The 13,325-nt window shown below is 69.2% G+C and carries 15 protein-coding genes and 1 tRNA gene; 9 read left to right on the top strand and 7 right to left on the bottom strand.

Features of this window, described 5'->3' with window-relative positions:
* Position 1 precedes the first annotated feature (1 nt).
* Entirely contained in the window at positions 2 to 619 is a 618-nt protein-coding gene (locus tag ASG71_RS01830; protein ID WP_056736494.1) for a DUF47 domain-containing protein, read from the bottom strand.
* Positions 620 to 924: 305 nt separating this feature from the next.
* Complete coding sequence (locus tag ASG71_RS01825) at positions 925 to 1,581, bottom strand: hypothetical protein (protein ID WP_056736492.1); 657 nt, start codon at positions 1,579 to 1,581, stop codon at positions 925 to 927.
* 199 nt (positions 1,582 to 1,780) lie between these two features.
* Here ASG71_RS01825 and ASG71_RS01820 point away from each other — a divergent pair.
* The 4 genes from ASG71_RS01820 to ASG71_RS01805 all read left to right on the top strand — a co-directional run bounded on the left by ASG71_RS01820 (position 1,781) and on the right by ASG71_RS01805 (position 3,796).
* A tRNA-Lys gene (locus ASG71_RS01820) sits at positions 1,781 to 1,853 on the top strand.
* A gap of 135 nt (positions 1,854 to 1,988) precedes the next feature.
* Positions 1,989 to 2,492, top strand: coding sequence for a MarR family winged helix-turn-helix transcriptional regulator (locus ASG71_RS01815; protein WP_056736489.1), 504 nt, complete (start codon positions 1,989 to 1,991; stop codon positions 2,490 to 2,492).
* A 108-nt stretch (positions 2,493 to 2,600) separates the two neighbouring features.
* Positions 2,601 to 2,894: a hypothetical protein gene (locus ASG71_RS01810; protein WP_056736486.1), complete on the top strand. Its 294-nt coding sequence runs from the start codon at positions 2,601 to 2,603 to the stop codon at positions 2,892 to 2,894.
* Positions 2,891 to 3,796, top strand: coding sequence for a serine/threonine-protein kinase (locus tag ASG71_RS01805; RefSeq protein ID WP_082574746.1), 906 nt, complete (start codon positions 2,891 to 2,893; stop codon positions 3,794 to 3,796). Before ASG71_RS01810 ends, ASG71_RS01805 begins: the two co-directional genes overlap by 4 nt.
* Positions 3,797 to 3,896: 100 nt before the next feature.
* Here the strand turns inward: ASG71_RS01805 and ASG71_RS01800 are convergent, their stop codons facing one another.
* A complete protein-coding gene (locus ASG71_RS01800) occupies positions 3,897 to 6,905 on the bottom strand; it encodes an alpha-amylase family glycosyl hydrolase (protein WP_157366184.1) in 3,009 nt (1,002 codons plus the stop codon).
* A 243-nt stretch (positions 6,906 to 7,148) separates the two neighbouring features.
* Here ASG71_RS01800 and ASG71_RS01795 point away from each other — a divergent pair, with 243 nt between their 5' ends.
* Entirely contained in the window at positions 7,149 to 8,048 is a 900-nt protein-coding gene (locus ASG71_RS01795) for a putative protein N(5)-glutamine methyltransferase (RefSeq protein ID WP_414826638.1), read from the top strand.
* Positions 8,049 to 8,065: 17 nt separating this feature from the next.
* Here ASG71_RS01795 and ASG71_RS01790 read toward each other — a convergent pair whose 3' ends face one another.
* The 4 genes from ASG71_RS01790 to ASG71_RS01775 form a co-directional block, all read right to left on the bottom strand.
* Positions 8,066 to 8,542 carry a hypothetical protein gene (locus ASG71_RS01790; RefSeq protein WP_056736484.1) on the bottom strand — a complete coding sequence of 159 codons (477 nt, stop codon included), beginning with the start codon at positions 8,540 to 8,542 and terminating at the stop codon, positions 8,066 to 8,068.
* Between the two features lie 103 nt (positions 8,543 to 8,645).
* Positions 8,646 to 8,909 (bottom strand): GlsB/YeaQ/YmgE family stress response membrane protein, encoded by a 264-nt coding sequence (locus ASG71_RS01785; protein WP_056736482.1) that lies wholly within the window; start codon positions 8,907 to 8,909, stop codon positions 8,646 to 8,648.
* A 172-nt stretch (positions 8,910 to 9,081) separates the two neighbouring features.
* Positions 9,082 to 9,291: a dodecin gene (locus ASG71_RS01780; protein ID WP_011690139.1), complete on the bottom strand. Its 210-nt coding sequence runs from the start codon at positions 9,289 to 9,291 to the stop codon at positions 9,082 to 9,084.
* A gap of 78 nt (positions 9,292 to 9,369) precedes the next feature.
* A complete protein-coding gene (locus ASG71_RS01775) occupies positions 9,370 to 10,191 on the bottom strand; it encodes an SGNH/GDSL hydrolase family protein (protein WP_056737190.1) in 822 nt (273 codons plus the stop codon).
* 179 nt (positions 10,192 to 10,370) lie between these two features.
* Here ASG71_RS01775 and ASG71_RS01770 point away from each other — a divergent pair, with 179 nt between their 5' ends.
* From ASG71_RS01770 to ASG71_RS16795, 4 genes are all read left to right on the top strand, one after another.
* Positions 10,371 to 10,628 carry a metal-sensitive transcriptional regulator gene (locus ASG71_RS01770; RefSeq protein WP_056736480.1) on the top strand — a complete coding sequence of 86 codons (258 nt, stop codon included), beginning with the start codon at positions 10,371 to 10,373 and terminating at the stop codon, positions 10,626 to 10,628.
* Positions 10,629 to 10,778: 150 nt separating this feature from the next.
* Positions 10,779 to 12,110, top strand: a complete 1,332-nt coding sequence (locus tag ASG71_RS01765; RefSeq protein WP_056736478.1) for an acyltransferase family protein — start codon at positions 10,779 to 10,781, stop codon at positions 12,108 to 12,110.
* The gene (locus ASG71_RS01760; protein WP_056736476.1) at positions 12,107 to 12,451 is read left to right on the top strand and encodes a GNAT family N-acetyltransferase; all 345 of its coding nucleotides are present in this window, start codon (positions 12,107 to 12,109) and stop codon (positions 12,449 to 12,451) included. The genes ASG71_RS01765 and ASG71_RS01760 overlap by 4 nt, the downstream gene beginning before the upstream one ends.
* A gap of 83 nt (positions 12,452 to 12,534) precedes the next feature.
* Positions 12,535 to 13,320: a hypothetical protein gene (locus ASG71_RS16795; RefSeq protein WP_200947917.1), complete on the top strand. Its 786-nt coding sequence runs from the start codon at positions 12,535 to 12,537 to the stop codon at positions 13,318 to 13,320.
* The last annotated feature ends 5 nt before the right edge of the window (positions 13,321 to 13,325 follow it).

Below are 13,325 nucleotides of genomic sequence, written 5' to 3'. Positions count from 1 at the left end.
CTCAGGATTCCTTGACGATGATGCTGCCCACCTGGGTTGCGATCCGGCGCATGTCCTTGGTGACCTCCACCAGCTGGTCCGCGATGTCCCGGTTGCGGGCGTACTGGGCCGACTTCATGTCCTTGAGCATGTCCGCCACCCATACGCGGTGGGTGCGCTCGGCGCGCTTGGTGAGGCGGAGCACCTCGATCCAGTAGTCCTCGAGGTCATCGAGGTTGTCCAGCTGCCGCATGGCGTCGACGGTGAGCTCCGCCTGCCGGCTGATGATTTCGAGCTGGTCCGCCGCGCGCCGGGGCAGCCGCTCCAGCTTGTACAGGAAGACGAGGTCGGCGGCCGCGTCGAGCTTTTCCATCGCCTCGTTCAGGTAGCGCGAGAGCGCATACATGTCTTCGCGGGGCAGCGGGTTCAGGAAGCTGGTGCGCATGTGGGTCAGGAGCGCGAAGTGCAGTTCCGCCGCCTTGGCCTCGTGGTCGTGCATGTCCTCGACGAGGCGCTGGTGCTCGCTGGCCGGGGCGCCGAGGATCTCCGAGAGCGTCCCGGTGGCCATGGCGATCTGGCGGGCCATCTGGGACAGCAGGTTCAGCCCGGCGGGCTCCTGGGGGAAAAGGCGCAGCTTCACGTGGGGTTACCGGTTTCCGGACGAGGCTTACACGGATGGTCTCTGCCGGCCCTGGTACGTGACGATGACCCGCGCATGGGCATTACTTTACCGTCCGGGCCGGCGGCGCCGGGACCGGGGCCTGCCGGGCCCGGACCGGGGCACGGCTGCCGCGTGCGGGCATGAAAATGGTGCCGAACCGGATACGCCTCTCGGCGGTAGGCCGCTCTAGGCGGCTAATTGTTGAAGCCCGGGGGTTTCGCGGTTCGGCACCGCCTTTAGTTTTCTACGTCGGCAGGACCAAGTCAACATTGACAGAACGGGCCTCAGTCGAGTTCGCCCAGCCGCCAGGCGTTGGCGGCGTGTTCAAGGTCCTCCGCGGTTTTGACCAGAAGGTGTGAATTCCGGGTGAGCTTGCTGGCGTGGTTCGCGTTGCTGTGCTCCGCCCCGTCCGCGAGCGTCGCCTGGCCCAGTGCCACCACCCTGCAGAACGCCGCCGAGCGCTCCAGCGCGACGTCGAATTCGCCGTCGAACGCGCCGGAAAGGATGGCATCCGCCATGGATTTCATTTCATCGGCGCCCGGCGGCTCGGCCGCACCGGCGACGACGTGGGAGACCTGCGCGGTGTCCTTGCCGGCCCTGAAGTAGACCGAGATCCGCTCCGGGTCCCGGATCGTGGCGGCGCGGAGGGCATACAGGCGCCAGAGGGCGCCGGGCAGCGACCGGGCAGGGCTCTCGGCCCACATCTCGGCGATCGCGTCCAGCCCTTGTTCGTCGGCGAGCTTGACCAGCCGTCGGGTCACCTTCGGATCGTCACTGTCCCGTCCGCGGCGGACCAGGGCCTGTGCCGCAAGATGCGCGGCCTCGGAGACGCGTGCGGGGTCCGCTCCGCCGGCAAACGGCTCGAAATCGATCGGCGCGAACGGCTTCGGCTTGTGGTGACGGTGCGGTCCGGGGCTGCCGGCTCCTGATTGCTCGCTCATGGCACCACGCTACTCCTGTGCATTCCGGGAATCGAGCGAGGCCCCTGGCCCCGTGCGGCCCGGGAACCGGGCCCGACGGCGCCGCGCGGGACGGGTGAAAAGCGCGCCCGGGTCTGGGGTACAGTGTTAACGTCCAGAAATGGACTGGGCCGACGTGCCGTTGAACGGCGGAGTTTTCCGCCGCCGCGGCTGTCGGCTGGGGCCTTTAGCTCAGTTGGTAGAGCATCGGACTTTTAATCCGTGGGTCGTGGGTTCGATCCCCACAGGGCCCACTCTTTTAGCGAAGAGTGGAAAAACCCCGGCATCCTGGCGACAGGAAGCCGGGGATTTTTTGCATCCGGCCCCGGTGCTTGCCCTCTGCTAACACGGCAAGCCTGCCTAGTAGTCAGCTCGGCTAGGATTACGGCATGGACACGGAAACCCCGGCCGGCTCCGGGTACTGGTACGCACCCGACGAGCGCGTCGATCCCCCCACAGCGGTGCTGCAGGCCCTGCGCGGCTACCGCGCGGCCGAGGTGGAGTCCCGGCGGTCCACCCGGGACTCCATGGGCATGGGGGAGACGGACCTCCTCGCACTGCGGTACCTGCTCCGGGCGGAAGCGGCCGGGGGACGCATGGGCCCCAAGGATCTCAGCCGCCTGCTCGGCATCACGACCGCGTCCACCACTTCCCTGATCGACCGCCTCGTCGCGAGCGGGCATGTCCGGCGCGAACCCCATCCGACCGACCGGCGGGCCCTGGTGATCGTCCCGACCGCCGAGACGGACGCCGAAGTGCGCGCCACGCTCGGCCAGATGCACCGCAAGATGCTGGCGGTCGCCGAAACCCTCAGCCCGGAGGAGAGCCGCGTCATCGTGTCGTTCCTCCGCGGCATGACCCAGGCGCTCCGGGAGTACAGCGAGGGCCACTAAAGCCGCGGCCGCTCCTCGGCAAACTTTCTGACCAGGTAACTAGCTAGTTCGACTAGTGATATGTATGCTTACTACCTGTGTCAGTTATTCGTTTGCTTTGGAGGAGTCGTGACTGAGTTGTTGACGATCACCGGGACCCCGGGGGCCGGAGCCGCCCCGCTGGGTGTGCCCTACTCCCCGGCAGCAGGGGCCGGAGTCCCGCCGCTCAATCCGGCCAGCAAGGCCCCCAGCCATTGCGGCACCCCGATGACGTGGGCTGCCCCGGCGCTCGACCCCATGTCCGCCCATACGTTCGGTGCCGGTGACGGGGCGCTCGAGCTGCCGCCCGTATGGCGCTGCTCCTGCGGCTTCCAGCTCGACGGCGTCGTCCATACCTCCAACGCGCTGGCTTCGCTTTCATGAGCGCCGCCCCGGTGTTGGAAGCCCCCGCCGCAGCCCCCGGCCCGGCCGCCGGGCTCGACGCCCGGATCCTGCCCCTGCCGGAGGCTCGCGAGGGGCGCTTCCTGGTCCATGAACTCCTGGGCCGCGGCGCGACCGCCACTGTCTTCCGCGGCACGGACCTCGCCACGGACCGGACCGTGGCCATCAAGGTCGCCGAAGGCCCCGGCGAGAAGCACGCCCGGCGGATCCACGCCGAAGCGGAGGTTCTGGCGGGTCTCGACCACCCGGCAATCGTCAGCTTCGTCGCCGCCGGCACAGTCCCGGACGGCGATCAGTGGGCGGGCCGGCCGTTCCTGGTGGAGGAGTTCGCCTTCGGCGGCAGCCTGGCCGAGCGGATCCGGGGCGGGGCGTCCGCCGCGGAGGAGGTGGCCGGCTGGGCCGCCGCCGCGCTGTCCGGCCTGGACCACGTGCACGCCCGCGGGCTCGTTCACCGGGACATCAAGCCTGCCAACATCCTGCTCAGCGCGCTCCGGAGGTGTTCGGTACGTATCGCCGACTTCGGGATCGCCACGCCGGCAGGCACCGCACCGGAGCCGGGGGAATCCTCCGGGACCGTGCATTACATGAGCCCCGAGCAGGCCGCCGACCGGCCGCTCCACGCCGCCACCGATATTTACGCGCTGGGCCTCGTGCTGCTGGAGTGCCTCACCGGGGTCAAGGCGTATCCGGGGACGCCGGTCGAATCGCTCGTGGCCCGCACCCTGCGGAGCCCGGAGATTCCCCCGGGTCTGGGCGCCGGCTGGGTCTCCCTGCTCAGCGCGATGACGGCCATGGATCCCGCCGCCCGGCCCACGGCGGCCGCGGCCCGCAAGCTCGCAGCCAGGCTGGCCCGCCCGCTGCCGCCGCTCCGGCTGGTCGGCTGAGGCGCCGCCCGGGCCGAGCTATGCGGAAGGCCGGCATGCACCCTGCGTTGTTTCCAGGAGTGCATACCGGCCTTTCTCGTCCGTAGGGACGGCCCCCGGGTTAGCCGGCGCTGATCAGGTGGGTGACATGGTCATACCGGAAGGTGACCGGTCCGCCGTCGTGCACGTAGGCCACGTTCGCTCCGCCCGGAGCGCCGCCTGCGCCGTAGTTCTCCGCCCATGAACGGTTGAGCGCGGCCTTGAAGGAGTAACTTCCGGCAGGCAGGTCCGGGACCCTCAGCTTCCACACGAGGTCCGACGGGTCCAGGGCGAGCTGGGCCTGCGGGCAGTCCGGCATCCAGTCACCGGCGCAGCCGAGCTCCGAGTCGAGGTCGCCGGCCACGGCCACGGCCGTCGGTTGCTGGGAGGCGTAGACGGCGCTCATGACGTGCGTGCTGTGGTCGTAGCGGAAGGTCACGGCACCGCCGGGGTGGTTCAGGACGATGTTGCTGCCGTTGGCGCCACCCCCCGCGCCGTAGTTCTCGTCCCAGGAGCCGTTGATGGCGGCCTTGAACTCGTAGCTCCCGGCCGGCAGGTTCGGAACGGTCAGGCGCCAGATCTTGTCCGCCGGGTCGAGCTTCAGGAAGGCTGCCGCGCAGTCCGGCTGCCAGTCGCCGGGGCAGCCCATCTCCGAGTTCAGGCTGCCCGCAATGGTGACCGAATCCGGCTGGGGGAGGTCCCCGGCCACCACGGTGCGGATACCGCTGACGACGTCGGCGGCGCCCGGTGCGCTCAGGACCGCGCGGTACCGCAGCTCGGTGCCATCCGGCACCGTCAGCTCCGCCAGGTCATCCACCGCGGTGTAGGCGGGGGAGGAGCTGTCCTCGCCGAACTTCATCCACGTTCCGCCGTCGATGCTGCGTTCGAACCTGACCACGTAGTCGGCCTTGTCCGGGCTGGCAACGGCGCTGACCTCGACCTTGCCGCGGACGCTGCTGCCCTCCTTCGGGTCCACGATGCTGAGGACCGGGGACGGGACGGTGCCGCTGCGGGGCTGGCTCACGGCGGTGTGCGCCCCGTTGTCCAGGACGACGGCGCGGTACTCCACCGCGGTGCCGGCCGCCAGGGCTGAGACGTCGTGGAAGACCTGGTACGGCGCCGTGTCATCGGTGCCGATCGAGGCCCAGGCGCCGCCCGGCGTGCGGGCCTGGAACGTGACCTCGTAGAACGAGGTGCCGTCGACGTCGGCTCCCACCCGGATCCGGCTGTTGTCCGCGGCGGACGTTACCGGGGCCTGCAGGCTCACCGCGGGCGCCGCCTTGGAGTGCGGGATGCGGCCGGCGGACTCGTAGACGACGGCGGAAAGTGGCGGAACGGTGACCGTCAGCTTCCCGTCGGCTGCGGTCTTGACCTCGGCGGCCGCCTCACCGTAGATCCGGGTGAAGGCGCGCTTGGCCACGTAGGTGGGGACCGCTGCCGTCTGCGCCTGCTTGCTGTTGTTGATCGAGACCACGTACTCGCGCTGGTCCTTGGCGTCGGTCCGGGAGAAGGCGTAAATGCCCGGGCCGTCGGAGGCATAGCGGTTCTGGTGGGCGCCGTTGCGCAGCGCCGGGTGCTCGGTGGTCAGGGCTGCGAGTCCGCTGATGTCGCGGTACAGCGGGTGCGCGGTGTTGAAGTTGTCGGCCGCGTGCGTGGCGTCGGTGCCCAGTAGGTCATCGTCCAGGTAGTCCGGGACCTTGCTGGCAAACATCGTCTGGCGGGCATCCTGGTCCCCGCCGGGGCCGGTGAAGCCCTGCTCGTCGCCGTAGTAGACCACCGGGTTGCCGCGGGAGAAGTACATCAGCTCGTGGGCCAGTCGGTCCCGGGCGACGCGCTCGGTATCATCCGCTCCCGGGTTGTCCGCGGTGATGAAGCTGCCGATCCTGCCCATGTCGTGGTTGCCCAGGAAGGTGGGGAGCTCGTAGACGTTGGAATCGGCGTCGGTGTACCAGTCGTCGCCGGCGAAGAATGTCTCCAGGTCCTTGGCGCCCTGGCCGCGCGAGGCGAAGTTCCGCGCCGCCTCCTGGAACGGGAAGTCCAGCACGGCCTGCATCTTGTTGCGGGTGGTGAACTGGGAGGTGAAGCTCTTGGAGGTGTCGAAGACCTCGCCGAACATGAAGAACTCGTCCTTGCCGTGCGCCTTGGCGTAGGCGAGGACCCGGGGGCCGAACTGCTGCCAGAACTCGTCGTTGACGTGCTTCATGGTGTCGATCCGGAAGCCGTCGACGCCGAAGTCGCCGATCCACTTCTCGTAGATGTCGATCATGCCGTTGACCACCCTGGGGTGCTCGGTGAACAGGTCGTCGAGGCCGAAGAAGTCGCCGTAGGAGGAGTTCTCGCCCTCGAAGGTGGTGTCGCCACGGTTGTGGTAGAGCGTCGGGTCGTTGAGCCAGGCCGGCACCTTGAGGTTCTCCTCCCCGGGTGCCAGCTTCGGCTTGTACGGGAACGACGTGGCCGCATCCAGCTTCGGGAAGGTTGCCGTGCCGGCGTAGTCCCGGTCATCGAAGGGCTCCCCGGCAGCGGTCAGGTACGGGGCGGCGTCCTTGGATTTGTACGCCGTGCGGTCGCCCTCTTCGTAGCCGATCACGTCCGCGGTGTGGTTGGTGATGATGTCGAAGTAGACCTTCATGCCGCGGGAGTGCGCCTCATCGATGAGGGTCTTCAGCTCCGCGTTGGTGCCCAGGTGCGGATCGATCTGGGTGAAGTCGGTAACCCAGTAGCCGTGGTACCCGGCGGACTGGTCCTCCGGCTGGACGGCCTTGTTCTTGAAGCTCGGCGTCAGCCAGATCGAGGTGGTGCCGAGACCCTGGATGTAGTCGATCTTCTCCCGCAGGCCCTTGAGGTCCCCGCCGTTATAGAAACCCTTCCGCGTCGGGTCGAAGCCGGAGACCATCGGGTCGGAACCCAGCCCGCCGTCGTCGTTGGCGGCGCTGCCGTTGTTGAAGCGGTCCGCCATCACAAAGTAGAACCGCTCGTCGGTCACCGGCCCGCGCAGCGAATGCGACGCCGGCGGGGCGCCGGGCCCGCGGGGGTCCGGGGCGGCCTGGGCGGGAAGGACGCCGGCGGCGGTGGCGGCCAGCGCTGCCACCAGGGCGATGCCGGCGCGGATGGTGCTGGGGCGTCCTGCGCCGCCCCTCCGACGGGGCGGTCCGGGCAGGACGGAGCTGCGGGTGAACACGATGGAGACCTTCCGGGTGAGCGACGTTGCCTCGACGAAGGGTGGATGCGGTCGGGAGGCTACTGAGAGCCAAGTCACAATTGTAAGCGCTTGCACACGGTTTTTCCAGCAAAATCATGGTTAGGGGTGGCAGGGGCGCAGGCGGTCGTGGATAGCATGGCCTCGGACCGGGGCCCGGCGTCCGCAGGGGCGGACCGGTCCGCGCTGAAGGGGGTGCGTGAGCCGATGCAGGACCGGCAGCCGGATGTGATTGGGCGGCTTCGAGCCGCGGGCTGTGTCTTCGCCGAAGAGGAGGCTGCCCTGCTTGCGGCCGAGGCGGCCACGACAGCGGGCCTGGAGGAACTGGTCCGGCAGCGTCTCTCCGGGCTGCCGCTGGAGCAGGTCCTGGGCTGGGCCGAGTTTTGCGGTCTCCGCATCCTCATTGACCGCCGCGTCTTCGTGCCCCGCCGCCGCACGGAGTACCTCGTCCGGCGGGCCGCGCGGCTGTTGCGCTCCCGCGCGCACGAACGCCCGGTTGTCGTCGACCTTTGTTGCGGAACGGGGGCGGTGGGCGCGGCGCTTGCGGCGCTCGCCGGTCCGTTGGAGCTGCATGCGGCCGACGTCGACCCCGCCGCCGCAGCCTGCGCGCGCCGCAACTTAGCGCCGCTGGGAGGTGCGGTCCATGAGGGCGACCTCTACGCGCCGCTGCCGGGCCGGTTGCGGGGCAGGGTGGATCTGGTGGTGGTGAACGCCCCCTATGTGCCGACGGGGCAGATCGGCATGATGCCGCCGGAGGCGCGCCTGCATGAGCCGCTGGTCTCACTCGACGGCGGACCCGACGGGCTGGCGCTCCAGCGGCGGGTGGCCGCCGGAGTGCGGGACTGGCTGGCGCCGGGCGGGGCCCTGTTGCTGGAGACGAGCCGTCGGCAGGCGCCGCAGACGGCGGCGATTCTGGCCGCGCAGGGGCTCGGCACGCGGGTCTTCACGTCGCGGAAGCGTGATGCCGCCGCCGTGCTTGGTGACAGCGCCGCCGGGCCCGACGGGGCTGGCGCCGGGGCGGCCGGGGCCGGCGGCTGAGCGCCGGCCCCGTCAGGTCAGCGCTTGTCCGGGTCGACGTTGGTGGCCGGGCCGGACGGCGTGGCGCCGCCCTCATCCGACCAGTCCCGCCCGGTCGCGTCGTTCAGCGCAGGGTCCGAATCGACGTCGACGGTGGCGGCGTGGGCGCCGCCGGTGGTCCCGAGGTTGGCGGTGCCAGGGTGGGTGCTGTGGGCCGGAATGGCCGAACCGCTCTCGTCGGACGGAGTATCCGCGGAGGAGTGGCTGCCGCCGCGCTGTACGGCGGAACTGATGACGGTGCCCGCGCGGCGGGCGGCCTCGGTGAGCTGGCTGGAGACCTCAGGCGCTTTTTCCTTCACGGCCTCGGATGCCGCCGCTACCTTGTCCTGGACCGGCTTGCTCTGCCAGAAACTGGCAGCCTGTGACTTAAGTTTTTCGTAGGCGGCACGCCCCGAACGGGATCCGAGGACGTAGCCTGCCGCGAGGCCGGTGCCGAAAAGAAGTTTGGACTTCATGGAGTGCTCCTGATCTCTTGGAAAATCGTTGTCGAACGGTGCCCGGTACCAAAAAACCGGCCCCAGGAATGAATCCCGGGACCGGTCTTCCGGTCACACCGTATTAGCGGTGCGAGCGCTTGGTGATCATGCCGTAAATCAGCAGAACGATGATCGAACCGCCGATGGCGAGCAGCCACGTCGTAAGCGAGAAGAATTCCTGCAGTCCGGTGCCGAAAATTGCGCCACCGATGAGGCCACCGAGGATGGCACCCACAACGCCGAGTACCAGCGTGATGATCCAGCCACCACCCTGACGGCCCGGCAGGATAGCCTTAGCAATTGCTCCGGCAATGAGACCCAGAATCAGAAATGCGAAAAAACCCATTTTATTGGCCCTTCTCTTTCATTGAGGAGACACCCGGGTTGCCGGGTGCGCTTCATCCTTCTGCCTAAATACTAATCATGCTTACTATCAAAATGCCACTCGGGGCGGGCAGAACTTTGAAAAATCCCCATATTTGCCGGGATGCGGCGGCGTCTTGGACCCCGAGGGTGCCTTAACGTTCCAGACGGAAACCGAGCTTGATGGTCACCTGCCAGTCGGCTACCTGGCCGTTTTCCAGGTGTCCGCGGATTTCCTTGACCTCGAACCAGTCCAGGTTCCGCAGCGTCTTGGCGGCTTCGGCAATGCCGTTGCGGACGGCTGCGTCAACGCCTTCGTTCGAAGTTCCGACAATTTCCGAAATGCTGTAGGTGTGATTAGACAACTTCGCTCCTCATGATCGTCAGTCTCCGGCCGGCGGCCGGGGCGGTCCCTGCAGAGTAGCCGAACCGGTCCGGGGTAACTAGGGGTGCGCCGGCTGGCCGGGCACGCCGAAGACCGGTCCCGGTACGGGCCGCTTGGGACCCGGCGGCACGGTCTCGTCCCGCGGCCGGATCCGCCGGACCACCCACGGGAGCAGGTAATGCGCGGCCCACGCGAGGTCGCTGGCCCGGGTCTCGCGCCAGTTCACCGCGGGCAGCGGCTTGGGATGCAAGGGGACCAGGCCGTGCGGCACCTGCAGGGCGTCGAGCACCATGGCGGCGATCGTGTGGTGGCCGAGCGGGGAGAAGTGCAGTCGGTCCGGGTCCCACATCCGCGAGTCGCTCAGTTGCCGCAGCGTCCACAAGTCTGCGATGACCCCGTGGTGCCGGGCGGCGATGGTGCGGATGTTTTCGTTGAAGACGGCCACCTTGCCGCGGATATGGCCGAAGACGGGGGTGTCGCCCCAGTCCGGACCGGTGAACAGCACAACGGTGGCGCCGGTGGCGGAGAGCGCGGCGACGGCGTCGTCCAGGGCCGCGGCCAGCCGGTCCGGGTCGCGCCGGTGGAAGACGAGGTCGTTGCCTCCTGCGGACAGGGTGACGAGGTCAGGCTTGAAGGCGATGGCCGGTCCGAGCTGCCGGTCCACGATCTGTTGCAGGACCAAGCCGTTGACGGCGAGGTTGGCGTAGGAGAAGTCGGCGCGGGCGGTGCCGAACTCCTCGGCGATCCGGTCTGCCCATCCCCGCATCCCGCCGGGGCTGAGGGGTTCGGGGTCGCCGAGGCCGGCGGTGAATGAATCCCCCAGGGCGACGTAGCGCTGCCAAGGGCCCGTGCCGGCGCTTGTGGCGCCTTTGCGGGCCATCGCCGGGTTGACGAAGCTGGCCGCATTCACACCCCAGAAATACGCCGCAGCCCGCCGGCGGCGCTAGGTCCTTTATGCCCTACCCGGCCGGTTTCGCTGAACCGCGCGACGCCGTCGTGCGCCGATACCAAGGGGGGTATATCATAGAGGGGAATCCATCTACTTCCGGGAGGACACCCATGGAACTCGATCCCTCGGACATGAAGTCCGTCATCAACCGCCTTCGCCGCGCCCAGGGCCAGCTTGCCGCCGTGACCCGCATGATCGAAGAGGGCCGGGACTGCAAGAGCGTCGTGACGCAGCTTGCCGCCGTCTCCAGCGCCCTGGATAAGGCCGGATTCTCCATCATCGCCACCGGCCTGCAGCAGTGCATGCAGCAGGAGGACCCGAGCCTGGACCGGGCCGAACTGGAAAAGCTCTTCCTCTCCCTCGCATAGCCGCCCGCCGTACCGGACCCGTCCGGATACCGGCAAGCGCGGCTGCAAGAGGCCGGGACCCTCGGGTCCCGGCCTCTTGCGTTCCCCGCGCCGCGGCCGACAATGGAGGGACGGCGGCCCGCTGGCCCTGCCGCCGCGGTAAGGAGTGCCATGCAGCAGTCCGGGGAAGGCGCGCCGGCGGCCGAGCCGGCGCGGGACCGCGCCATCGACCTGGCGAGGTTGTTCTGCCTCGCGCTCGTCGTCGTCGGGCACACCATGATGGTGAGCCCGGTGCTCCACTCGGACGGAACCGTCACCTCGGAGAACACGCTCGGCAACCAGCGCTGGTTCGAACCGGTGGTCTGGGTGCTGCAGGTCATGCCGCTGTTCTTCGTCGCCGGCGGAGTGACCGGCCTGCACTCCTGGCGGCGACTGCGGTCCCGGGGCGGCAGCGCCCTTGAATTCGCGCAGGGCAGGCTGCTCCGCCTGGTCCGCCCGTCGGCGGTACTGCTGGCCATCATGTTTACCGGGCTCTGGGCGGCACGGCTAGCCGGCGTGGACCCCCAGGTGGTCCAGTTGCTGGCCAGCGGCGCCGGGATGCCGCTCTGGTTCCTGGCCGCCTACCTGGCGGCGCAGTTGAACCTGCCATGGCTCGCCGCGCTGCACGACCGGGCCCCCTGGCTGACGCTGGCGGGCCTGGTGTGCCTGGTGGTGGCCGTCGATTGCCTCCGCGGTGCCCTCCCCGCACTGGCGTACGCCAACATGGTGTTCCTGTGGTGCGCCGTCCAACAGCTCGGCTTCGTGCTGGCCGACGGCGTGCCCCGGACCCCGGGCCCCGCAGGGTTGCTCGCCGTCGTGGCGGCCAGCAACCTCGTGCTCGGCGCCCTGGTGGTGCTGCGGCTCTACTCCGGCAACATGCTGGTCAACCTCAACCCGCCCAACCTCACCCTCTTCCTGTTGGCCGTCTCACAGGCGGCGGCGCTGCAACTGTCCAGGCCCCTGCTGATCCGGGTCGCCGCGCTGGGTCCGATCCGCAGGCTGCTGTTCTTCGCGGGTCGGCGTTCCATGACGGTGTACCTGTGGCACCTGCCGCTGCTGGCCGCCATGTCCGGGCTCCTGCTGCTGACCGACCTGCCCCAGCCCGCCGGCGGAACCGCGGCATGGTGGTGGGGCCGGCCGCTCGTGCTGCTCGGCGTGCTGGCCCTGCTGGCGCCGGTGCTGGCGCTGTTCGGAAGGCTCGAGGAGCGTCCGACCGTTTCGGGAAACCCGCGGCCGCGGCCCGCCGCCGCGGTGGTGACAGCCGCCGTCGTCGTCTTCCTCCCGGTCGGCGACGCGGCGCTTAACGGGCTTACGCCGGGCCTGCTCGGCGGCGGTGCGGCGTGCTTCGCGCTTGCGGTGCTGCTGCTGGGCCGGGTGCCGGCACGGGAGCCCGGCCGGGGAAGCGCTGCGGGATCCGGACCGCCGTTGCCACGTCCGCCGATACGTGCCAATCTCGAACCATGACGGAGGAAGCGGCAGCCACGGAAGACACGTTCAGCCCGGACGTCACCACCGTCCGCAACGACGCCCTGCACCGCTACGAGCTGCGGGTCGGCGGGGCCCTCGCGGTCCAGGTCCGCTACATCGACAGGCCGGGCCACGTGGACTTCATCCACACCGAAACCGCCGAGCAGTTCGCCGGGCGGGGGCTGGCCGGGGTCCTCGCCCACTTCGCCCTCGATGACGTGGTGGCCGCCGGCAAGCGGATCATCCCGCACTGCCCCTACATCTACCGCTACCTGCGGAAGCACGACGCCTACAACCAGTGCGTCGACTGGCCGGAACAGGCGCCGGCCGGCGCCTAGCCGCTTGTGGGCGGGGCTACAACCTCGTATGGTTTAGCTTGAGTTATGCAGTTGGCTCAAGGACGTGTCATTTGGAGAACCCCGTGAACCACAAACTGCGTGTGCTTGTCCGTGTTGACATCGATCCCGGACACGTAATCCTCGAAGTTTCAGGATGCCTGACTCAGGCAAACTACCCCGCCCTGCTGCACATCATGCGCCGTGCCAGCCGCCTTTCCGCCGGCTCCGACGTCTGCATCGACCTGCACGGCGCCTCCCACCTCGACCCCGAGATCCTGCTCTGCCTGCGGCAACTCGCGGGCGGCCAGGAAGCGGACGCGGTCCCCTGCCCGACCGGCGACGCGTCCTTCCGCGCCGAGGGATACCAGCTGATCCTCCGGGAACCGGCGGACCTGCCCCTCTGCCTGCTCCATGTCGGATCCGACGGCGAGGTCCTGGCCGACCTGGACGGCATGGTCCCCGGCGCTAAGGGCCGGCTGCTGCCCGACGACGGCGAACCGCTGAACGATGCCCCGGAGGGCCAGGCGCCGGCTGCCGGCCCGGACCTGATTGATGGGCTGGAACTGTCCGCCTACTTCGAAGGGTCCCTCGACCCGGTAGCCACCGTCCGGGCACTGTCCGACTCGGCGCTCGGAGAGCTGGCGGACGCGCTGTACCGCCACCTCGACAACCCCCAGCCGTCCTTCGGCGCGCACACCTGGTACGAGCTCGCCGCCGAGGAACTGCAGCAGCGCTACCGCGCCGCGGACTCCGGTGCTCCCGATGCAGCCGGGGACCTCCCTGGCGCCGCGCCGGCAGCCGTGGACCTTGCCGCCGCCCACGAGGGGCCCTCGGATGGCGAACTGGCTTCCGGGCCCGCCCTCGCCTGACCTCT

Source organism: Arthrobacter sp. Soil763, from assembly GCF_001428365.1.
In the GTDB taxonomy this organism is placed as follows: Bacteria; Actinomycetota; Actinomycetes; order Actinomycetales; family Micrococcaceae; genus Arthrobacter.
Note: the sequence above shows the minus strand (reverse complement) of the source record. Positions and strands in the feature narration are given on the sequence as shown.